Origin of the sequence: Heyndrickxia coagulans 36D1 (assembly GCF_000169195.2) — a bacterium.
GTDB classification, from domain to species: Bacteria; Bacillota; Bacilli; order Bacillales; family Bacillaceae_C; genus Weizmannia; species Weizmannia faecalis.
Map to the genome: position 1 here is coordinate 859953 of NC_016023.1, position 22505 is coordinate 882457.

The 22505-nt window shown below is 44.1% G+C and carries 19 protein-coding genes and 1 pseudogene; 7 read left to right on the top strand and 13 right to left on the bottom strand.

Features of this window, described 5'->3' with window-relative positions; genetic code table 11:
- Nucleotides 1-5 precede the first annotated feature (5 nt).
- Genes BCOA_RS21245 through BCOA_RS35530 form a run of 3 tightly spaced genes read right to left on the bottom strand, consistent with a single transcriptional unit; the run spans nt 6 to nt 1318 of the window.
- Entirely contained in the window at nt 6-143 is a 138-nt protein-coding gene (locus tag BCOA_RS21245; protein WP_013858351.1) for a type I CRISPR-associated protein Cas7, read from the bottom strand.
- 3 nt (nt 144-146) lie between these two features.
- Nucleotides 147-1136, bottom strand: a complete 990-nt coding sequence (locus tag BCOA_RS21250; RefSeq protein ID WP_014096166.1) for a type I-C CRISPR-associated protein Cas8c/Csd1 — start codon at nt 1134-1136, stop codon at nt 147-149.
- On the bottom strand, nt 1106-1318 hold the full coding sequence (locus BCOA_RS35530) for a hypothetical protein (RefSeq protein WP_230090511.1): 213 nt from the start codon (nt 1316-1318) through the stop codon (nt 1106-1108). Before BCOA_RS35530 ends, BCOA_RS21250 begins: the two co-directional genes overlap by 31 nt.
- A 149-nt stretch (nt 1319-1467) precedes the next feature.
- On the opposite strand from BCOA_RS35530, the gene BCOA_RS21255 reads away from it, so the two are divergent.
- Nucleotides 1468-5040 carry a glycosyl hydrolase 53 family protein gene (locus BCOA_RS21255; protein ID WP_014096167.1) on the top strand — a complete coding sequence of 1191 codons (3573 nt, stop codon included), beginning with the start codon at nt 1468-1470 and terminating at the stop codon, nt 5038-5040.
- Between the two features lie 230 nt (nt 5041-5270).
- Here the strand turns inward: BCOA_RS21255 and BCOA_RS21260 are convergent, their stop codons facing one another.
- Together BCOA_RS21260 and BCOA_RS21265 are read right to left on the bottom strand one after the other, a co-directional pair.
- Entirely contained in the window at nt 5271-5483 is a 213-nt protein-coding gene (locus tag BCOA_RS21260; protein WP_013858348.1) for a DUF3006 domain-containing protein, read from the bottom strand.
- A 15-nt stretch (nt 5484-5498) separates the two neighbouring features.
- Nucleotides 5499-6575: a ComEC/Rec2 family competence protein gene (locus BCOA_RS21265; protein WP_229035789.1), complete on the bottom strand. Its 1077-nt coding sequence runs from the start codon at nt 6573-6575 to the stop codon at nt 5499-5501.
- Nucleotides 6576-7112: 537 nt separating this feature from the next.
- Between BCOA_RS21265 and BCOA_RS21270 the strand changes: the two are divergent.
- The 3 genes and pseudogenes from BCOA_RS21270 to BCOA_RS21280 all read left to right on the top strand — a co-directional run bounded on the left by BCOA_RS21270 (nt 7113) and on the right by BCOA_RS21280 (nt 9723).
- Nucleotides 7113-7630 (top strand): annotated as a pseudogene (locus BCOA_RS21270) (DUF1648 domain-containing protein).
- A gap of 750 nt (nt 7631-8380) precedes the next feature.
- A complete protein-coding gene (locus BCOA_RS21275) occupies nt 8381-8737 on the top strand; it encodes an MmcQ/YjbR family DNA-binding protein (RefSeq protein WP_014096171.1) in 357 nt (118 codons plus the stop codon).
- Between the two features lie 2 nt (nt 8738-8739).
- Nucleotides 8740-9723: an NAD(P)H-dependent flavin oxidoreductase gene (locus tag BCOA_RS21280; protein ID WP_014096172.1), complete on the top strand. Its 984-nt coding sequence runs from the start codon at nt 8740-8742 to the stop codon at nt 9721-9723.
- Nucleotides 9724-9892: 169 nt separating this feature from the next.
- Here the strand turns inward: BCOA_RS21280 and BCOA_RS21285 are convergent, their stop codons facing one another.
- The 6 genes from BCOA_RS21285 to BCOA_RS21310 all read right to left on the bottom strand — a co-directional run bounded on the left by BCOA_RS21285 (nt 9893) and on the right by BCOA_RS21310 (nt 18458).
- On the bottom strand, nt 9893-11470 hold the full coding sequence (locus tag BCOA_RS21285) for a hydantoinase/oxoprolinase N-terminal domain-containing protein (protein ID WP_014096173.1): 1578 nt from the start codon (nt 11468-11470) through the stop codon (nt 9893-9895).
- A complete protein-coding gene (locus BCOA_RS21290) occupies nt 11470-12564 on the bottom strand; it encodes a DUF917 domain-containing protein (protein ID WP_014096174.1) in 1095 nt (364 codons plus the stop codon). The genes BCOA_RS21285 and BCOA_RS21290 overlap by 1 nt, the downstream gene beginning before the upstream one ends.
- Nucleotides 12565-12594: 30 nt before the next feature.
- Nucleotides 12595-13911, bottom strand: coding sequence for a cytosine permease (locus BCOA_RS21295; protein ID WP_014096175.1), 1317 nt, complete (start codon nt 13909-13911; stop codon nt 12595-12597).
- 15 nt (nt 13912-13926) lie between these two features.
- A complete protein-coding gene (locus tag BCOA_RS21300) occupies nt 13927-15480 on the bottom strand; it encodes a hydantoinase/oxoprolinase N-terminal domain-containing protein (RefSeq protein WP_014096176.1) in 1554 nt (517 codons plus the stop codon).
- Nucleotides 15464-16573, bottom strand: coding sequence for a DUF917 domain-containing protein (locus BCOA_RS21305; RefSeq protein ID WP_014096177.1), 1110 nt, complete (start codon nt 16571-16573; stop codon nt 15464-15466). The genes BCOA_RS21300 and BCOA_RS21305 overlap by 17 nt, the downstream gene beginning before the upstream one ends.
- Nucleotides 16574-16796: 223 nt before the next feature.
- Nucleotides 16797-18458, bottom strand: a complete 1662-nt coding sequence (locus BCOA_RS21310) for a sigma-54 interaction domain-containing protein (RefSeq protein WP_014096178.1) — start codon at nt 18456-18458, stop codon at nt 16797-16799.
- A gap of 384 nt (nt 18459-18842) precedes the next feature.
- Here BCOA_RS21310 and BCOA_RS21315 point away from each other — a divergent pair, with 384 nt between their 5' ends.
- Genes BCOA_RS21315 through BCOA_RS21325 form a run of 3 tightly spaced genes read left to right on the top strand, consistent with a single transcriptional unit; the run spans nt 18843 to nt 20675 of the window.
- A complete protein-coding gene (locus BCOA_RS21315; protein WP_041817917.1) occupies nt 18843-19718 on the top strand; it encodes an ABC transporter ATP-binding protein in 876 nt (291 codons plus the stop codon).
- Complete coding sequence (locus BCOA_RS21320) at nt 19696-20334, top strand: ABC-2 transporter permease (RefSeq protein WP_014096180.1); 639 nt, start codon at nt 19696-19698, stop codon at nt 20332-20334. The genes BCOA_RS21315 and BCOA_RS21320 overlap by 23 nt, the downstream gene beginning before the upstream one ends.
- Nucleotides 20335-20366: 32 nt before the next feature.
- A complete protein-coding gene (locus BCOA_RS21325; protein ID WP_014096181.1) occupies nt 20367-20675 on the top strand; it encodes a YfzA family protein in 309 nt (102 codons plus the stop codon).
- 219 nt (nt 20676-20894) lie between these two features.
- Here BCOA_RS21325 and BCOA_RS21330 read toward each other — a convergent pair whose 3' ends face one another.
- Together BCOA_RS21330 and BCOA_RS21335 are read right to left on the bottom strand one after the other, a co-directional pair.
- Entirely contained in the window at nt 20895-21647 is a 753-nt protein-coding gene (locus BCOA_RS21330) for an HIRAN domain-containing protein (protein WP_014096182.1), read from the bottom strand.
- Complete coding sequence (locus tag BCOA_RS21335; RefSeq protein WP_014096183.1) at nt 21648-22490, bottom strand: HipA domain-containing protein; 843 nt, start codon at nt 22488-22490, stop codon at nt 21648-21650.
- Between the last annotated feature and the right edge of the window lie 15 nt (nt 22491-22505).

Sequence of the window (22505 nt, forward strand, 5' to 3'; positions counted from 1 at the left end):
TTATTTCAATCCAATTCAAATAATTTATCCTGTCTCGGCAGATTGCCTGCATCCGGATCACCGTTCGGATTTCCATCCGTCACATCAAAAACGAGCACAAAATCATAGCGTTTGTTTGGATCAATAATTGAATTTATGTTCATGTATTACTCCCCCTCAACAACGGTTTTATTTAAATCACTTACATTGGCAGCATCAGCAGGCATATTTTCTTTTTTCTTGTATATATCTTGTCTTTCATGATAGTAGCCTAGCGCAAACTCAGCCTGTCCTTGCAAATCAAGGACAGCTGGGAATTCTTTCAATTGGCCGGTTATTAATTGAATCCTTTGCTGATAACGAACTTCATATCCTTTGTTTTCTTTACTAATTTTACTTAAATGCCATTTGCTATTTCTCATTAAAAGCCCGAAAATTGTCCTTGGAGTAGATGAAGCTGCCGCATAGAACCTTGAAGCAATCGTTTCGTTTCCCTTTACTGCTTCGTATGGTACCGCTTCCAATACCGCAAACAACCTGCCGCACAAGTAAGCCGGCGTGACTCTGGCTTGATCCAAATCCACTGTCCACTCCTCCTTTTTTTGACTAATCAACCAGCTTTTTATTGCTGCTGCATGTATCCATGCCATACCGCCTCTTGCCTGAATTCTTTTTACCATTTTTGCTATAATCCGCCCGGAGAGCCTTTTCCCGTAAATGGCCCAGTTCATCCAGTCCTGAACATCTTCCTTCTGCATTTCCTTTCTGCCGTCATGGTACATGCACGCCGCCAATGAATAAATGCTGGCCGGTTTTGGCGCTCCCACAATTTGTTGTGCATCAAAAAATTGCCGGATTTGGTTTTTCACCTTCCATACAGGCGGCTCTTCATAGTCGCGGACAACCATTCTGGCCTTGTTTGCTGAAAGTGCTAAAATACATATACGATCTAAAGAACCGTGATTTTCGGCCCGTTTGAACGGCGATGATAGAATTCTCCGGACTGCAACAGGATCCGGGTCGGATAGAAATGTAAACATGCTGGTCGTTTCCGGATCGTTTTGCCTTTCCAATATCTGCACGATCTTTTGAACAAGTTCATTGCGTGTGGCCTCACAGCATTCTTTCAATAAAAATTCATATATGCAAGGTGGCATTCCGCTGCTCTTTTTGCATTGGCGAGATTTTTAGGCAAATTGAATACATACCCCGCCTTGTCAGTAAGCAAAATAGGCGACACACCCGATGCACGGCTGCGATTCGGGATAACACGCTGTTCCCCCCGATCAGACTGAATAAATTCAAAGATGATTAAAAATTTCAAAGCATCTGTACTCACCTTCTATCTTCGTTTGTTTTCCGCACGCCTTCCCTGCATCCCTTGTTCAGCTCAATAAATGCAGGCAGAAAAAATGATTAACCATTCTTTTCGCAAACCAAACTATAGTATAATCTAATAGTATGTGAAAAAAATGAGGGGGAAGTTTGATGAAGAAAGTAACAAGGTCTTTACTGGTGGCTGGTTCTACGCTCGCTTTGCTGGCTGGTTCTTTTGCCCCATCTTTAGCTGTGCCATTCGCACTTGCTGATACACCTTCAGACACTGCGGCGGCCTACAGCAACGGGACAGATACGGGCGCTTTTAAATTGCCTGCCTTAATCAGTAAAGTATCCACTGTAACAGATGATACCATCCGCGGTATTGATTTAACACCCTATCAAGCAGAACTGGCCGCCGGGGTAAAATACAAAGACTTTAATGGCCGCTCGCTCGATGAAGAAGGCTTTATGAATCTATTAAAAGATTCCGGCGCCAATTATGTCAATCTTAAAGTTGCCGTGAATCCTGCAAATGATGAAGGCAAATCATACGGCGGCGGGAACCCGACGCTCGAAAACGCCGTTAAAACTGCACAGGCAGCCAAGTCAGCAGGATTGAAAGTCAATATTAATTTCTTATTCTCAGATTTTTACACAAGCAAAAATAACCAGAAACTTCCCAAAGGATGGGCAACGGATAACTTAAAAGATACGGCTGTTCGCTATATAAGCGAATCCTTGAACAAATTAAAAAGCAACAATGTAACACCTGATATGGTTACAGTCGGAAGCAACATGGCCCAAAATTTTTTGAGCCAGGACATGGCAACCGGCAACGATATTTTGGCGGCTGTAACGAAAGAAATCCGGTCATTTGACAGTAGCATCCAAATTGCATTGGCCTATGCCGGGCCTGGTTCAAACTGGTTTACAACCATTGCGAACAACCTAAAAAGTGCAAATGTGGATTATGATATTTTGGGTGCCAATGTATATGCGGCATGGGATGCAATTTCTGATATCAAAGGGGCCATGGAAGCGGCAAAACAAGCCGGCAAAAAATTCGCAGTATTAAGTGTCAGCTATCCCTTTACGGACCAGGATTCAGACGGGGAAAGCAACGGGTCAACAGCTTCCGACATTCTGAAAAATGGAATTGGCGAAGTCAGCCCCCAAGGCCAGGCAACTTATCTGCACAATCTTTACAGCGCAATCACGGCAGATGGAAATAACACTGCTGGCTGCGGTGCATTTTACGACAATGCTGTGTGGATTGCAGTGGAAGCCGGCAATAGTGGCACCCACTGGCAGCACAATAAAGACGCAGCTGAAAAATACGGGACAGGCTGGGCAACAACGGCGGCAGCCGGATATGTTGATGGCGCCGATCAATGGGCAGGCGCGAGTTCAGTGGATAACCAGGCATTATTTGATGACTTGGGCAATCCGCTCCAATCGCTCACAGCTTTTAAGCAGTTATTAACCGGTACAGATGATGGCAGCAGTGATAACACGAGTGGCAATACAGGCACAACGGCCCCTGCTCCACAATCAGACCCGTTTGAAACCGGGACGGACACCGGCTTAAAAGCACAGACTGTTACAATTAACAAGTTAACAAATATGTCCTCCGATACGATTCGCGGGGTGGATATCTCATCTTATGAAGCGCTGAAAGAAGCCGGCGTAAAATATTACGACTTTAGCGGCAATCAGGAAAGCCTCTTAAAAATTCTCCATGATAACGGCGTGAACTATATCAGATTACGGATTTGGAACGATCCAAAAAGTTCAACTGGCGCAATTTACGGCGGCGGGCAGTCTGACGTTGAACACGAACTGGCGATTGCCAAGGAAGCTGCCCAATACGGGATGAAAATCTTGCTGGACTTTCACTACTCGGATTTCTGGGCAGACCCGGCGCAGCAAATTTTGCCGAAAGCATGGCGGGGGCACAGTGACGCCCAGTTACAGAAAGATGTTTACGGTTTTACAAGCGGCACCATTAAAAAATTCCAGAACGCAGGCGCGGATGTTGGGATGGTGCAGGTCGGCAATGAGATCACCAACGGCATGATGGGCGTAACGACGAACCGTGACGCAGGAGAATCATACACCGGCATTTGGAATAATAAAACAAAATCAGCCCGGGTTGACAGTTATATCAAATCCGGCATCAAAGCTATTCGCGATACTGTACCGAACGCTTTAGTCACTTTACACATTGAAACACCGGATGTGCAAAAGTATACAGACATTATGAATGCATGGAAACGTGATGGTGTCGACTATGATGTGCTTGGATCGTCATACTATCCATACTGGTCTGTAACGGCAAAAGCCAACACACCAGAAACCTTAACGAAGGTGGAAAAACTGGCCGCCAGCTACGGCAAACTGTTTGCCGTGATGGAAACAGCTTGGGTAAACAGCTTGAAAGATGCTGACGGGACACCAAATTCAATCGGCGAAGAGCAAAGCAATTGGCAAAACATAAATGCTTTCCCGGTAGGCCCACAAGGCCAGGTAGACGCACTGACAAGTTTATACAGTACACTGATGAGCCAGCAAAACGGCCTCGGGGCATTCTACTGGGAGCCGGCCTGGATTCCGGTTTACGCTGGCTGGGATAATTGGAAGGCGAATAAAGATGCTGCTGAAAAATACGGGACAGGCTGGGCCAGCTCAGGTGCTGTCGGTTATTTCCCAGACAGCAAAATGTATTACAACGGCAATCCTGCCTGGGGCGGTACATCTTGGGATAACCAGGGGCTATTTGATGACCGCGGCTATGCTTTGCAGTCACTGAAGTTTTATAGGGATGCTGTCAACGATGTATCCAGACAAACCACAGTAATCAAGTATGTAGATGCGAAAACGGGTGAACCGATTACACCAAATACAATTGTTAGAACAACTGTCGGCAACACCGCAAAAGTGTCTTTACCAAAAGTAAATCACTATACCCCGTCTTCAAAATCGTACAGCTACAGCTTGAAGGCTAATACTGCCGGCGTGAAAATGGTGACTGTAAAATATGAGCTAACCAGCAAACAAGGGAATGCCATAAATTATGGCAAGTACGTGACAGTAACAAACAGCAAATATGCTGTATACCAGAACTTTAACTGGAAAAAGAAAAATGTCAAAGCTGCCAATAAAACCTACCTTGCCAAGTATGCCTATCATCATACAAATGGCTCAACTTATCTTTCACTTTATGATGCCAAAGGAAAGTGGGCCGGATATATCAACGCGCATGCTGTAAAAACCGGACAAGGTAAGCAAGGTGCCGGAATTCCTTACAGCAAGTATGTCACAGTGACAAACGGCAAATATGCTGTATACCAGAACTTTAACTGGAAAAAGAAAAATGTCAAAGTTGCCAATAAAACCTACCTTGCCAAATATGCCTATCATCATACAAATGGCTCAACTTATCTTTCACTTTATGATGCCAAAGGAAAGTGGGCCGGATATATCAACGCGCATGCTGTAAAAACCGGACAAGGTAAGCAAGGTGCCGGAATTCCTTACAGCAAGTATGTCACAGTGACAAACGGCAAATATGCTGTATACCAGAACTTTAACTGGAAAAAGAAAAATGTCAAAGCTGCCAATAAAACCTACCTTGCCAAGTATGCCTATTATCACAGCAATGGCCTCACCTATCTTTCCCTGTACGATGGCAAAGGGAAATGGGTTGGTTACATCAACGCAAAAGCGGTGAAAGCAAAATAATCATGATAGGAATAAGGGCGTGCCTAAAAGCCGGTCACTCGGCCGGGGCATGCCCTTATTTTTTTCACATTCCAGTACTTTACCAATCCTCCTTCTTTGCAGATCGTAAAAGTTAATGGGACACATAGATTCCCGTGTACTCTTTATTATAAAAGTTGGGCAGTACAAACCCTATTTGGATATAGCTATACGCCCAATCGGCATCCCGATAGATCCTCCCCCCCTGCTGCCTACTCAAATAGTTCATCCGCCAATTTTTCGATTTGGGCTTTTCGTTCCTTTGTTTGTTGCCTGTCAATGCGCAGTGTTCCATCTTCGACGACGAGAACGTCTCCGGCTTTGACACCGGATGGGAGCTTACTTAGACGGATATCCACAGTCGTCCGGTCCTCTTTTTCACAAACAGCAAATTCCCCTTCGATCCGATCTACAATATATTTCATCAAAAATGGCCTCCTTTATTGCGGGGTAAAAGAAGTATGGGTGGTATATGTTTTCCCTTTTACAACAGCTTTTATATCAATCCGCACCTCATAACCAGGAGCCGCTCTGCTGATTCGAACCGAAAGCGGCGTCCCTACCGTTCCCCGATAGACGGTGTCTTTGCTTTTATAATGAAAAGTGGCCTGATACGTTGCGCCTGTCAAACCTGTAACCATTAAATTGATTTTACTATACTGCTGCGGCGTTGGATCATCAAGCTTCGCCTGTAATGTCCCGTTAGAAGTGGCTTGCTGGGATGGCTGCTTTACTGGCGGAGCAGCCTTGCCGGAAGCCGTTGCATTTCCCGCTTCCGAAGACGAATGATTCGGCGTTAAAGACGGAACCGGCTGGAATTCAATAGACTTCCCATCGGTCACCGCTAAAATGGTTTTCATTTCGTCTGTCCGGAAAATTTGAATATGATTCGACTTTAAACGATTGATCACCTCGTCATTTGGAAGCCCGTACGAATTCACCTTCGCTACCGAAATAATCGCGTACTTCGGTTTTACGGCGTCCAAAAACGCCTGACTTGTAGCAGTCTTTGAACCGTGATGCCCCACTTTTAATACTTGGGATGAAAGATCTTGGTGCGTTGCAATCATATCTTCTTCAGAACGGATAGGGGCATCTCCCGTGAATAGAAAAGTGCCTTTCTCCCCATAGGAAAGTTTTACAACAGCCGACCAGTCATTCATCTCTTCGTGATAATCTTTTACAGGACCGACAAACTTCATCGATGCCCCCCGCAACCCAAGATCAACATTCGCTTTTGCCTGCTTGATTTTAAGTCTGCTATTTTTCACAGCCAGCAAAAAATCTTCATAGGTTCTGGTTGTATTCACGACCCGCGGCGCATATACATTTTTTACTTTTAAGTTTTCCAGAACCGTATCCAGGCCCCCGATATGATCGGCATCCGGATGGGTGGCAATCACATCATCCAATTGGCTGACATGCAGCTGGCGAAGATACCGGACAACATCATCACCTTTGTCATTATTCCCACCATCAATTAACACATTTTCTCCTTTTGGTGTTTGGATGAGCATGCTATCCCCTTGCCCGACATCAAAAAAATAAACCTTTAGTTTTCCTTTTGGAAGTGATGCGGTACTTTTATGATTGCTGTCTGTTTTGTTAACGGTTTTACTGTCGGCCTTACTCTCTGATTTTGCCGCACTTATATGCTGCACTTGCTTTTCTTTTACTGGCTGGCTGTTAGTGGATTGGGTTTGGCCGCAACCACTGCAAAAAAGCATTAAGAATAGTAGTAGAAACCATGCGCCTGTTCGGTTCATTTTCAATTTTTATTCCCCTTCTTTTCATATGGACTCAAATGGTGAAAACTGGAATCCCGTTCAAAGTGGCAAAGACATCATTAGTTTACCATACACGATCCGCTTCGGAGAGAAGCCCGGATAAAAAACCAAATTCAAATTTGATAAGGAATTTGGTTACTTTTATCGTATCTATAATGTAAGGGTTTCATGAAATGTAAAAAACCTTGCACTTGGGGGCTTTTTCATGTACAAAAAACTTTATGGCTGGACGGAAATGAATCAGAAACTGGATTGGAGGGAAATGGCATGCCAAACTCCCGGAAGCAGCCCAAATTGAAAATTTCCAAGACAAAAGGCGAATGGTTTTGGGACATAATTGGCTATTTATTTTTCTTTGGTTCGATTATTTTTCTGGTTAGCGTTTGGGGAAACTTCCAGAAAAAGTTCCCGGACATTATGATGCCTCCGGTAAAGTCGATCGTTGGGGATCAAAATGGGAACTTTTGATTTTACCCGGCGTGGGGGCAATCCTTGCGCTATTGATGCAGGTTTTGGAAAAATTCCCTCATATTTATAATTATCCTGATCGATTAAATGAATCAAATGCAAAACAATTTTATGTGCATAGCCGGAAACTGCTAAATCAATTGAAAAATATTTGTCTGATTTTCTTTGCTTTAATCTTATTGGAATCCATTGTGATTGCAATGGGATGGGGAAACGGGTTTGGTAAATGGTTTTTACCTATCGTAATCATTGGCATGGGAATTCCAATTGCATCAGGAATCGTGACGCAAAAAAATAAAATAACAACAATACGATAAAGGAAGGATGAACGCTGAAAAAGTTTCACCACTCAAACCAATATAAAGCAAAAAATACGAATAAACGGCGCTGTTCCTTAACATAGAACCCGTCTACGTTAAGAAAGCGAGAAAATTCGGCGTCCTTCCTTTACATAGAGCATGTCTACGTTAAGAAAGTGAGAAAATTCGGCGTCCCTCCCTTACTTAGACCGCATCTACGTTAAGAAAACAAGAAAATTCGATGACCTTTCTTAACATAGAGCACGCCTATGTTAAGAAAGTAGGAAAAATCGGCGTCCTTCCTTTACTTAGAGCATGTCTACGTTAAAAAAGAAAGAAAAATCAGCGTCCTTCCTTTACATAGACCATGTCTATGTTAAGAAAGCAGGAAAAATTGGTGACCTTTCTTAACATAGAGCACGCCTACGTTAAGAAAGTGAGAAAATTCGACGCCCTTCCTTTACATAGACCGCATCTACGTTAAGAAAGCAAGAAAATTCGATGACCTTTCTTAACATAGAGCACGCCTATGTTAAGAAAGCAGAAAAAATCGGCGTCCTTCCTTTACATAGGGCCGTCTACGTTAAGAAAGCGGGAAAAATCGACGCCCTTCCTTTACTTAGAGCACGCCTATGTTAAGAAGGCAGAAAAATTCGGTGACCTTCCTTTACATAGAGCACGCCTACGTTAAGAAAGCAGGAAAAAATGACGGTAATCCCTAACATTTTTATATAATATAAATAACAGCATGTTGAAGGAGCATCATAAATGAAAACAAGAGAGGACGCTATCCATTACTGTTTAAAACTGGAAAACACGTATGAAGATTACCCCTTTAAAGATAAGAATTGGACATTAATGCGCCACAAAAAAAATAAAAAAGTCTTTGCCTGGATTTTTGAAAGAAACGGCCATATTTGGATCAATGTGAAAGGTGAAAACGGCTGGCTGGACTTTTATCGCCGGAAATACCACGCTGTTGTTCCGGCATACCATCTGAACAAAGAACATTGGAATTCCGTTATTCTTGACGGCACCGTCCCGGAGGAAGAAATCTGTGATATGATAAGGCAAAGCTATCACTTAACGAAGAAAAAAGGAATTCAGTCAAATAGGGGCCGGTAAAAATGAGAACTCGCATTACGGAGATATTAAAAATAAAATACCCCATTATCCAAGGAGGCCTTGCTTATCTCGGATATGCGGAATTAGCTGCTGCTGTTTCCAATGCGGGCGGCCTGGGGCAAATCACTGCCGCGACGCTGCGAACACCTGAAAAACTTCGCAATGCAATTCACAAAGTACGAAAATTAACCGGGAAGCCCTTCGGTGTAAACTTTGCAATCGCAAGGTATAACGGCCGGTACGAGGAGTTGCTTGAAGTGGCCATTGAAGAAAAGGTTCCAGCCATTTCCATCAGTGGCGGTAACCCGCAACCGGTCTTCGAAAGGATAAAAGGAGAAAACATTCGTACACTTGTCCTTGTGGCTGGAACAAGACAAGCACAAAAAGCTGAACAATTGGGTGCAGACGCAGTGATCGCCGTCGGGCAGGAAGGCGGGGGCCATTTAGGCCGGGACGACATTGGCGGCATGTTGCTCATTCCCCGGGTTGCAGACGAAGTATCCATTCCTGTAATCGCCGGCGGGGGCATTGGCGACGGACGTGGATTATTGGCTGCCCTTTCTCTTGGCGCAGAAGGAATTCAAATGGGGACCCGTTTTATTGCCACCAAAGAATGTATTCATGCACACGAGAAATATAAGCAGGCCATCGTGCATGCAAAAGAAACGGATACAGTAGTGATTAAGAGAACATTAGGGGCACCGGGCCGGGTCTTGAAAAACCGCTTTGCCTTGAATATTATGGAACGTGAACAGGAAGGGGCATCCTACGAAGACCTGAAAGAGATGATTAGCGGTAGCGCAAATTGCAACTATATTTATGACGGGAATGAAGAAAAAGGTTATGCTTGGGCCGGACAGGTCGTCGGCCTTATTCATACGATTCCGACAGTGCAGGAATTGTTTGACGAGATGATGCATACTGCAGAAAAAGGGTTATCCCGATTAGATCATATTATGAAAGAACAAACCCATAGATCATCGTGAAGCAACGATTGACAAACCTGACGAGGCTCCCTGCCCAACACTCGTTTGGTTGGAGAAAAATTGACCCCCCTGCTAAAAATCTGCCAAAGATCCATCTTTGGCAGATTTCTCATTCCTATCCGGCACCAGTTAGAATTCACGTGCTTTCCCGGCTTCAACATCCAAGAATTTAAATCGAGGCAACTGGCATCCGCCCCAGCTCCCCGGCTGCCTTCACTCGGATTCTTGTCGCATTTCCCGGAAGATAGGCGAGCGGCACATCTTCTATATCCACGATGACAAGGCTGCCGGGATCTGCCCCTGCTTTGATCGCTTCTTGCTTCGCCTGGGATTTGGCAGATTCCAATGCCTGTTCCCTGCCTATTTCGTCAAGAACGTAAATTTTTTCAATTTGGCCGCTGACTTGTGCAATCGCAGAACCAATCGCATTGGCAACACCGGAATGTTCCGGGCGGATGACCCGTGATGCGCCCTTTAAAGAGTCCGGCAGCAATACACTCCCGCCGCCAACAAGGATGACCGGAACCGGTGCCGCACTTGTTTTCATCTTATCGATGGCTTCTTCGACCATTTCCACCATTCTGCCATACACCTGCTGCATCACTTTTTTGTCAAGATGCGCTACTTTTTCCGGGTCGCCCAGTTCCACTTTTCCAAGTGCTACTGCCACATCGGTGGTGGTGAGGGTGTCTCCCCCGAAAATCAAACCTTTTTCCGGAAGCCTGTAACCGACGCTGTCCGGCCCGATTGTGAACTCCCCGTTATCCCGGATTCGTACAATTGTCCCGCCGCCAAGACCGATTGAAATGAGATCCGGCATGCGGAAATTTGTCCGCGCTCCGCCGATTTCAACGGCAAGCGATGACTCCCGGGGGAAAGAGTTGACAAGTACGCCGGCATCCGAAGTCGTCCCCCCGACATCGACCACGATCGCATCAGACAATTGGCTTAAATAAGAAGCGCCGCGCAGTGAATTGGTCGGTCCGCAAGCAACCGTAAAAATCGGATATTTTACGGCATAATCAACCGACATCAGCGTGCCGTCGTTTTGCCCGAAAAAGACGCGTGCTTTGATACCTTCATTTTCGAGTGCCTGAATAAATCCTTCTGCGGCTGTTTTGGCAACATTGACAACCGCTGCATTCAAAATGGTTGCATTTTCCCGTTCAAGCAGGCCGACGGAACCAATTTCGGACGATAACGAAATCGCAACCTCATCTCCTAATACTTCCCTAAAAATTTCGCTTGCCCTGTGCTCATGGTCCTGGGAAACAGGTGAAAAGACGGAAGTGATCGCAATAGAATCTACTTTTCCTTTCACTTCCCTGGCAATTTGAAAAAGATAATGGGTATCGAGCGCTGTAATTTCCCGGCCGTCAAACTCATGGCCGCCGCGAACGAGATAAACGTGTTTCCCTAACGCTTCCCTTAAATCTTCCGGAACGCCGATCAACGGTTTCACAGCCAATGTGGCCGGCGCGCCGATCCTCACAACCGCAATATGATTTAATCTCTTTCTTTCTACAATGGCATTTGTACAATGTGTCGTGCCAAGCATGGCATAGTGTATTTGATCGCGCGGGACATTGGCATCGCTGATGATCTTATGCATCGCATGGTATATGCCTGTTGCCACGTCTTCCGTTGTCGGCGATTTGGTTTCCGCAATCACAGTATTCTTTTCATCCAGTAAAACGGCATCTGTATGTGTGCCGCCAACGTCGATTCCAACACGGTAAACTCCCATTATGAACGCACTCCTTCTTTTGCAAGTTCTTCCACCGGAACATAGTCCACATCATATCCGAAATATTTCGGGCCGACCGTTGCCAGTCCTTTTTCTGTTCTCCATTTTGGATGGCACGGAATTCCAATGACAACACACCGGGCGCCGTAACGAATTCCCTCTGTTGTGATCGGGAGCCCCGTTTCCGCATCCAAAACAGCGATTAAATCCGGGGTCATGCACAATAAACGTTCTTCCGTCCGGGCCAAAAGATGCTCGTTTTGAAACCGAAGCGTAAGCGTCTCTCCTTTATTTTCATGCATGCCTTCAAACGTTGCTGTCCCTCTTGCAAATCCGGATTCCGTTTTACGGTTAATATCTTTCACTTTGCCGGAAAACAGCGGAAACCCTTTGACGCTTTTGACAACTTCCCGAATTGGATTTGCGTTGTTTTCCTTTGCTTTCCGGATCGTTTTGCCAATGGTTTCTTCGAGTTTTAAAATATTGCGGACGCCGCTTTCTTTTAAATTTCTCCCTTTCATCGCGTACATGGCAGTCATCGCAGATCCTCCCATTTGGACCGTTGCTGCCCGGGCAATCCTTTCTGTCCAAACATTATCGATGGTAGAAAGGACAACGGTATTTCCTTTTTCATCCGCTAAAACGGCCGGCGTTGCAGCTATCCCGTCCAGATAAAATGTCACCATTTGCAGTTCCGGAAAAGCCCGCCCCATTCCATCCGCATCGACAACAGGCAACCCCAGTTTCGCAGCTAACGCAAAGGGCAGCATGGAGTTGACCCCGCCGGCCTCAATGGGAAAAGTAGCATAAATTTTATCGCCAAGATACGTTTCCAATTTTTGAAAAGCAACGAACGCTTCCTCACCGCTAGGCGCTTTTTCCAGCATGACAGTCGGTGCGCCCATCATGGAGGAAGGAACCACCAGGGCATCATCCGGCACTTCTTCCGCATCCAATAAAGTGACCTCGCCGTATTCTTCAATTGCCTGGATTGCCATCAGCTTCCCGATGTACGGGTCACCGCCGCCCCCTGTGCCCAGCAAGGCGGCTCCAACTGCGATATCTTCTATTTCCTGTATTCCGATTTTTCTCATTACTTTTTAGGCCTCCAATATTCAGATTCTTTAAGATGCAACTTCCTCTTCAATAACGTTTTTCCTGACGGCTTGGAAAACCAGCATGCCCACCAGATAGACCACTGCGCTCGCTACCAATGAATTGATAGACGGGATCCCGATTTTCACAAAGTATCCGACTGCAAAACCCGCAGCCCAGGAGATCATCGTAACCCAGTTTACATTTTCTTCTGTCTCTGGCAAGGTTCCTTTCATCCGGCTAGCATCCAGTTCCTTCTTGTGCGTTCTCAGCACAAAGTAGTCCACAACGATGATGCCTGCAACAGGCGGTACGAGAACACCGAGAAAAACAAGAAAATCAGTAAAGCGGCCGAGAATGCCCATTACAGACAATAATGTCCCGATGATGCCGATGACGAGCGTCACGAGGCCGCGATTCAATTTGACGTTCAATATGCTGTCAAAGATATTCGTAAAGCCGAGTGATGAGGAATACAAGTTCAAGTTATTGATTTTAACGGTGGAAAAAACAACAACCAATGCGCCCAGCCATCCGGAAGTTTGCATCATGATGCTCGCCACGTCACTTGTTTTGGCAGCAAGCGCCATGAGTACGGCAATCATATTAATTCCAAGCTCCCCGACAATGGTGCCGATCATCGTCATCCAGAAAACATCTTTCCCGTTTTTGGCAAATCTGCTGAAATCCGGCGTAATCACGGCTCCGATAATAAACCCGCCCGCCACCATTGTTGCGGCAACACCCATTGTCAGCGGTTTTCCGGCAGGTGCGCTTGCCACTAACTCCGTAATAGAGGATTTGTTGAGCACATCATAAATGCCAACTGCCACTGCCAATAGAAAAGCAGGAACAGCGATGGATGCTGTTACACTTAAAATTTTAAAACCAAAGATGACAAGAACCGTTACACCCAAGCCTGTAATCGCGGCCGCAACCGGCAGGCTGATCGCCCCGTTCGTGGATTGCACGATCCCCTGGGCAAAGACAGCGTTTTGTACGCCAAACCAGCCGATGCAAGAAATGGCAATTACAGCGCCAATGATGCTTGACCCGTACCTGCCAAAGCCCGTCCACCGGGATAGCAGGCTGGTTGACATCCCTTCTTTTGCACCCGCATAGCCAAGCAGAAAACTAATGACTTCAAGGATGACACTGCCGAACATCGTTGCCCAAAAAGCCTGCCAAAAGTTCATCCCGTATCCTAATGAAGCCCCCAGAATAAATTGTGAAATCGTTGCTAATGAGCCAACCCGGACAATGGTGATATTCCACAACGATTGTCGGCCGGACGACGGCACCCGGGACAGAGCATAATCATCACCAAGACTTGATTTTTTTTGCATTTTGCAGCCTCCGTTTTATAAAATTTGCTCGCCTACAGCTTTTATTTTGATCCGGAGAATTTCCCCTTTCATGTACTCAAAAGGATACTCTTCTATATAAGCAAGTTTGACGGTATCAGGATCTGCGCCCTTTTTGATGGCTTCTAATTTGCAGGCAGAAGCTGCTTCGGCCACCACTTCTTCTTTTGAGTGGTCATTTAACCAGTACACTTTATCTGACACTTCGCTGATGGTCGCATCACAAGCCCCGATTGCCCCGCTATACGGATAGCCGGCCGGATTCAGCACTTTTTGGTACTTTCCGAATAGATTCGGGTTAAAAAGCGGGCTGCCTCCGCCGACCAGTACAATGGGGAGGTTTTTTTCTTCATTTTGCAGCCGGTCCAGGATTTCTTTTATTTTTTGCACCACATACTGGACAACCATCGCACAATCATTCGTTGGTACATATTTTAATTTTTCTGTTTGGAGTTCGGGGTCATAAAAAGCATCAGGAAAGAGCTTAAGAAAGCAATCACTGACTGTCAGTGCATCTCCTCCCCAGGCAACGCCGTATTGCTTAATATCATTCGAAAGCAGTGGCAACAGCTCCACTTCCCCCTTCCGGATAACAGGCCTGTTCCCTGTGCCAAAAGGCAGGGAAATGATTTCCGGCATCTCAAGCCCTGCTTCCAAGCCGTGGAAATCGGAGGAGCCCATGACTTCAGGCAAATCCCCGCCGGCAACACGCGCAGCATACACTTTGCTTCCGCCGATATCCACCGCAATCACATCTTGAAGCCCGGAAAGTTTCGCTGCCCCTTTCAAACTGTTGGCCGCTCCGGAAGCAAGCGTTAGAACTGGGAATTTCATCGCTTGTTCAACAGACATTAACGATCCGTTATTTTCCGTCAGCCAAAAAGGGCATTCCAGCAAGAGAGAGGAGAAGCCTTCCGCTAAATTGGCAAGCATTTTTTTGATCACTCTCGACAATAAGCTGTTGAGCAAAGCGGCATTTTCCCGTTCCATAAACCCAAGGGTGCCAAATGAGTGGGAAACCGTAACAGGCATTTCCGGGAATCTTTTCCGAATTTCATTTTTTACCGCAACTTCCTCATTTTCATACAAAGGGGAGTAGCTGCCCACGATGCAGACGGCATCAATTTTTCCATCAGCAATGGATTGGTAAAGCGGTTCGAGCGGTTTGAAATCCGCGATCCGGCCGCCGCTCTTGTTGTAGCCATGATCACTTTCCATAAAATACGGCTCTGTGATCAAACGCCGAAGTGTTGCCGGCCATTTAAGCGCCGGGGTGATATTGACAGGCCTTCTCGCAATGCGGATTAGAGCTGTTTTTGCTAAAACCTTCTCATCGTATACGGCATTCATTAGTTCTGTTGTTCCGATATAAATCCCTTTTACTTCCTCTGCCCTGATCTCTGATTTTTGCAGCAGGGCCTTCATTGATCGATATACGCCTGTATAGACATCAGGGGTGGTCAAAGAACTGGAAACCATTTTGAGCTTCCCATCACCGGAAACCAAAACGGCATGCGTGTTGGTCCCGCCAATATCAATGCCAATTTTCACCTTGCTGCCTCCTCCCGGCCGTTTCCTTCTGAAGAAACTGATTTGGAATCCGGAACATTTCAGGACCCGTTTGTGCAAGCATTTTTTTCGTCTGATACAGTCCCGGAGCCTTTACCGTTAAAACCATGGCCAACATCCCTTCACGGAGTTCCGATACAGCTACAGGCAGCCCGGTTTCATAATGAACGAAAATGATTAAATCAGGGGTTGTACAATGGCACGCATCCGGAATTTGAAAAGAAAGAAATTCATTTTGAAAATACAGTTTTGCGCGTTGCTTATGGTATTCCATCTGCCCGGCCAGTTCCAACGCGCCCACCAGCATTTTCTCTTCAAACCAGCGATTGATGGCCCGGATTTTCCCGGCAAACGCAATCTCCATCTCCCCGTATACAGATTGAAAAAAGGCATGGCGCAACTGCTGCACTTTCACCCAGATAGAGGCGTTTTGGGCAAGTATTTTTCCAATTTCCAGTGCCAGCTTCAATGTTCCCGGTACCATGGCCGCCCTCATACGGGACCCGGCAGCCCCGAAGCAGGCAAAATGGCAATACCCATCCTGCTGAAACATAAATTCTTTCAAAGTGCGCGAGACATGCTTTGCTTCATTTATTACGAGCGTTTCGTCTTTTGAACAGGCGGCGAGCGGAACGGCCGGGATTCCAGCATGATAGAAATGCACCATCTCCAGTTCGGGGAAGGATCTGCCCATCCCATCGCCATCAATGACCGGAAGATGGCATTTGAACGCAGCCAGTAAAGGGGTTAATGCATTGATCCCCCCAATCTCCATTGAAATCACAGCGTCTGCTTTTCTGCCTGACACAGATTCATATTCTTTCAAAGCTTTTACAATTTCTTCCCCTGCAGGCAGATCTTCTTTCATTAACACCGTGGACCCTGCGGCTGCGACCGGCACGACCCACTCGTCTGCCATTTCAACTGCGGTTTTTACTTCTATCACGTCATCTTCTTCCATAGCAGACAAAAGCAAATACGCTGCTATTTTCGTATCCCCGCCGCCTCCGCTGGATAAAAATTTTGCGCCGGCGCTTATGTAAGCAATGTCTTCCTTGTGAATGAACCAGCTCACGACCTCACCCCTCACCAAATACAATGCAAATATCGTGCCAAAAATATAAACGGACAGAATCGTTCATTTCGCAATGTATTCGGACATTTTCAAAGTTTAAAAATCATTTTTCTCATTTTACAGTTTGAGAAAAGCACGTCCAGTTTTGCCGTTTTTCCTCGTAAAATGTTGAGTTTTCTCGTTTTTTCTCATCTTTTCGCATGGTTTCTCATAATTCTCATTTTTATCCCTGTATCTTCTTTAAATACCGGTACAAGGTAGCCAAACTGATGCCCAAATCCGCTGCTGTTTTTTTCTTTCCCTCTGTACTCCAGCCGTTTCGCTCCAACAATTCCAGCACTTTCCTTTTCTCCAGTCTGGTTTGATAATGATTTGTCCGTTTCGGTTTTACAGATGGAGGAAATGATTTTGCCCCTCTTTGTAAAGAGGATGGGAGGCTTTCCAATGTTACCGTGTCCCCAATCTGCAATTCCACAAAATGGCGGACCACATTTTGCAACTCCCGGATATTTCCCGGCCAATCATATTGCATAAGCCTGTCGAGTGTTTCTGCCGCTAAATTTTTCGAATCTCTGTTCAAATCTTTTGAAAACTTTTGAATAAAATGCTCAATCAGGATAGGCAGGTCTTCTTTTCTTGCCCTGAGTGGCGGAATATAAATGGGAATCACGCTGATCCGGTAATACAAATCTTCCCGAAATTCTCCCTTTCTGATCAATTCCTCCAAATTCCGGTGTGTTGCTGTGATAATGCGGACATCGATCTTCCTGCTTTTGTTTGATCCAATCCTTTCCAAAGTTTTTTCCTGTAACACCCGGAGTATTTTTGCCTGCAGATACAAGGACATATCTCCGATTTCGTCTAAAAACAGCGTGCCGTGATTGGCCAGTTCAAAGCGCCCCGGTTTTTCTTTTTCCGCTCCCGTAAAGGCCCCTTTTTCATAGCCAAACAGTTCGCTTTCCAGTAAGTTTTCAGGTATCGCCGCACAGTTTAAGGCAACAAAAGGCTGATTTTTTCGCTCACTTTCATGATGGATGGCCTGGGCAAACATTTCCTTTCCCGTCCCGCTCTCGCCGCGCAGCATGATGGTTACATCGCTTTTCGACACCCTTTTTGCCGACTGGATCGTCTGTTTTAAAATCTCACTTACACCGAGAATATCTTCAAAATGGTAAAGGCGCCGGCCGGCCTGCTCCGGTTTTTCTGTCTTCTTTGATTTCAAAAGGATCATATACGAGACAATCCCCTGTTTGTTTTTTACCAGTTGAATGGTGGCAAAATAGGCTTCTCCCTTAATTCTCGGCACTTGCACCACCGTCTCATCCTTTTCTTTCCCACTTTTGATGCTTTCCCATTTTTCCTTTGTGATATATTGCGTAATCTTTTCACCCATTAAGGTGGTCCTTCTTTTGCGAAAAAGCGAAGCCATATGTTCATTCATTTCTTGGATCCTTCCGTCTTGATCCACTAGACAAAAAGGCTCGGTGATCGATTGAATCAGTTTCCGGGTTTCGAGATGGATCTCCCCGAACTTTTTTTGCCATGTTTCCCTTTCTAATTTCTCAGCCACCCACTGGCATGCCAGTTCTGACAATAACTTCAAGTATTGAATGTCCCGGGCGAACCTTTCTTTCTCGCCCTGTTTCGGCCGCAACAATAAGACGGAGACCACTTTCATCTCCCGAACAATTGGAAAATAGTAAACGGCTCCCGCCTCTTCCCGTCCGGCATCCATACTTACGCCCGATTTGAAAATTTCTTTTATATACGCTTGATCCAAACCCCCACACTGCAACAACGCATCCTTTTCCTTTATCTCAACAAAACCCGGAGTAGCGAAAAAAAAGGCTTCATTTAATGACTGTTCAAATTTGGTGTATGGCATCTGCAACTCCCTCCAAAAACTCTTTCCCGTAATCATAGCACGATGATTAAATGTTTCACAAATCCGTGTTACCAAAGGTATGTACCAAACTTCTCTCGTTAGGGTTTAAATATCGGGTATTCCAAGATACTCTTTTTGTACATTTTCGACTACTCTGCTTTTCTAGCTCTCCTGGGTCAGTCCGGGCTGTTCAGAAATGCCATTATGCAAAAAGACAACATGGGGTACAACGAAAAGAGGTCGGTTACACCCCCCATTTTTTCATCATCGATAAATCATGATTGATGATTTTCTGGAAAATATAGATATTTCTTGCTATAATTATTACTGGGAAGAAATAACCCATTTTGGTTGCTTCTTCTTGTTATAGAGGGAGGGTTAACTTTGGGATATGCATTAGAAATTGAAGGCTTGTATAAGTCATTCTCCAAGTCCCGCTTCGCTTTAAAGGACATATCTTTTTCCGTACCCTACGGATCAATTACAGGATTTATTGGCGAAAACGGCGCGGGGAAAACATCTACAATGGGAGCAATCCTGCGAACGTTACATATCGATAGCGGATGCATAAAAATCTTCGGAGAAAGAATGGCTGAAGCAAAAAAGGAAATAAACAACCATATCGACGTGGTATATGATGCAATGAATTTTTCCGGTAATTTGGATGTGATAAAGTTATCGAAAGTATTCAGTCGTGTTTATCATCATTGGGATAACGAAAAATATTTTAATTATATTGATCGCTTTTCGCTTCCTAAAAAACAAAAAATAAAAAGCTTTTCACGAGGGATGGCGATGGAGCTCTCGATCGCTGTTGCTCTTTCACATGGTGCGAGATTGTTAATATTAGACGAGGCAACATCAGGGCTAGATCCTGTAGGAAGGGAAGACGTATTAGAAGTACTGCTAAAATTTGCAAGAGATCAGAAAGGTGCTATTTTGTTATCATCCCATATCACCAGCGATATTGAAAAGATTGCGGATACCCTGGTTTTTATAAAAAAAGGTGAAATTATTTTAAACACAAGTAAGGATGACCTTTTAAATAACTATGCGATCATAGAATGTAAACAGCATGAGTTAAATGACTTGCGTTTAAATGGCGTTATTGCATATAAAAACCAAACAGATTATGTGGATGTGCTTGTTTCAAATAAAAATGAGCTGCCTGCAAAATTTCATAAAAAGAATTCTTCCATCGATGATATTACCTTATTACTGATGAAAGGAGAAAGTTATGAAGGGACTCATTTTAAATAATTTGTATTCTATAGATAAAAGCATCAAATTTTCATTGCTTATATCTACAGCAGCCATCATTCCGCTTATTATAAGCGGAAATCCCACGGCGTTGAAGATCGCTGTGTTATTACCATTTTTAATTATACCCATGAATGCATTTGAAGTATTAAAACAGGATAGTATGTCCGGTTGGAATAAATTTGAAATCACGCTTCCGTTGAAAAAAGGCAAAATTATTCAAAGTAAGTATATCACATTCTTGCTTTTATTGTTCACGAGTTTGTTATTAACTTTCGTTTTGTTTTATTGTGCAAATATTTTTATCTCACTGACCGTTATGGATGATTTTTTTAACATTGGGTTACGGGGGATGGGATTGATGTTATGTGCTGCCTCTTTAGTATATCCGTTGACATATATATTTGGAATAGAAAAATCAGATATGATTACAATGGGGAGTATAGGTTTCGCCTTTGTAATGTTCTTTTTCATATCCTTTTTGATGAAAGTGTTTATAGGGGAAATGAAGGGAGCTGAGGAGATTTTTTCTTTAAGTTTCTTATTGGTATCCATTTTTTTATTCATTCTCTCATACGCTACCTCAGTTATGATCTACAGAAAAAAGGAATTTTGATAAATTAAAAGGAAAAAAGGAGGATGGAACGAATGACGAAAGTAGTTAAAAATGGGCATGTGAAAGCAACCAAAAAACGGCACGGCTGGTATATTCATCTTTTGATTTTTGTCATTGCACAGTTTGTTTTCTTTATATTTGACAATGTTTCCGGATGGAAAAATATTTTTAACCTGAATGATTATGGAAAATGGGCTGTATCCGCACTAAGCCCGATTTATGATTGGATTCCAATTTATAAAAGTCCGCAATTTAACTTAATATTTGTTATATGGGGTGCTATTTTAATCATAGATTGCCTCATTAGAATGTTTCCGAAGCGCCAAACCTATTCGCAATGAGCGTGAATATTTAAAGCGGATTCACGATGTCCCATTCCCCGTTTACAATTATACGGGGGACTTTTTTTCGATGTTGGCATATGAGGATCACAGCAGAACTTCGTTAACCGGTAGGCTAACAGCTGGACACACCACCAAGAATACCCATCTTCCGGCTCATCCAACAATACCATTTCCTAGCAACGTATACGGGAAACGACTATACAGAGTAAGCTGTTTTTAAACAAGCACATGTACTGATTCAACATTTTCGCCATTTTTTACGAAAAAACCGTTCGCCAAACATCCGGTAACTGAAATACTTACCTTTGATTGCGGCCTTGCCATAGGGCTCACTTTTTCAATTCTTGCTTCATAAACGAAATGTTCCTCCATCATCTCATACATAAAGCCACTATAGAAAGCCGGAATATATCCTAATTTATCTTCACCGTTATTAGACAAAACGATTATAGCTTTCTCATCTTCCTTGTTTGAAGGTTCCAATTGAAAACGCACAGCCGCGCCTTCTTTCAACTGATTAATGACTTTTTCTCCGTCATAGTAGCGCCACCCCGCGATATAAAAGTCAAAATTGAACCGGTCTTCAAAAACACTAATCGGGGCAACAAATTCATACGGATCAGTAGCCAGCCGTCCACCAGTAGCCCGCAATAAATCCATTTCTGTATAATCCGGAGGTAACCCATAATTTTTTAAAATCTTATCAAAATCCGGTCTTCTTTTATCCGGTAACCGCCGTTCAAATGGCCCAAATAAGCGATCAGAAACGTATGTCTTATTCAGATTACGAAATGACAGGTGCGGTTTATATCCATTTTCCAAAGCTTCTTTTAAGGTTCTGCGCTTCCCGCTTAACTCATATGAAAAAATGTATTTTCCGCCTTCGTGAAATAAATTGCCAATATGATAGCGCTGCCTTGTCTCCTGATTTTGCCAGATCAGCCATAAAACACATGGATTTTTTTGCATTCAAGCACCTCCTTTGTACCAGTTCAAGAGCCATTCTTTACGATAGAGGAGTAACTTTTTTACCCATTTTTTGTATGTAGACCTCATCACTTTTTCCGGTATGGGGTCTATGATTTCCTGAAGCATCTGCAGGTTTATTTTATTTAATGAATTTATTGATTCTCTGATCTCTAAAGGATAGTATTGTTTGATCACTGTTAATAAATCAAGAAAACGCGGCTTCTTTTTTTCAGGCAAGCCTATCAAGGAATAACTACGATTGCTAAAAGCTTTAAACATATTGCAATCTTTGTCCATTAGGCGGATTCTGTTTTCTTTCAATTGAAATCCCAGAGAAGCGCCATTATCATAAACAGGTGCGATTCTATACTCATTATTATCATATATAATTCCCCAATTGTCACAATGTCTATCCTGATTTCCAATTAAGGCGTCAAATACAATAATTCCAATGAAATCACGGTTCAATTTAAATTCTGACAGAACACGCATAATATTAAAAAAGTGGTAATGCTTAAGACTATATCTGTCAAAATCCTCTGCGATATTGAAAAATAAATCTCCACCTTCAAATAGCTCTTCTTGTTTGCTTATAAAATTTTTCGCCAATGTGGCAACTTTTCCATTTTTCTTAGCCAGTTGCACATCCATTGTGGAGAGGCCGATTGCTCTCCCCACGTCAGATGCTACTTTCTCCGCCCAAGCTTCTCCCGTGTTTTCCTTTGGCATTTTCAATAGAAAATGCTGGCCAGTCTCCGGATGAGCTAACCAATATTTCTCTCTTGTTCCGGAAACCTGCCTTTTTTCATCTACTTTCCAATTTGTAACATCCATTAAGCACATCGTTTCACCTTTTAG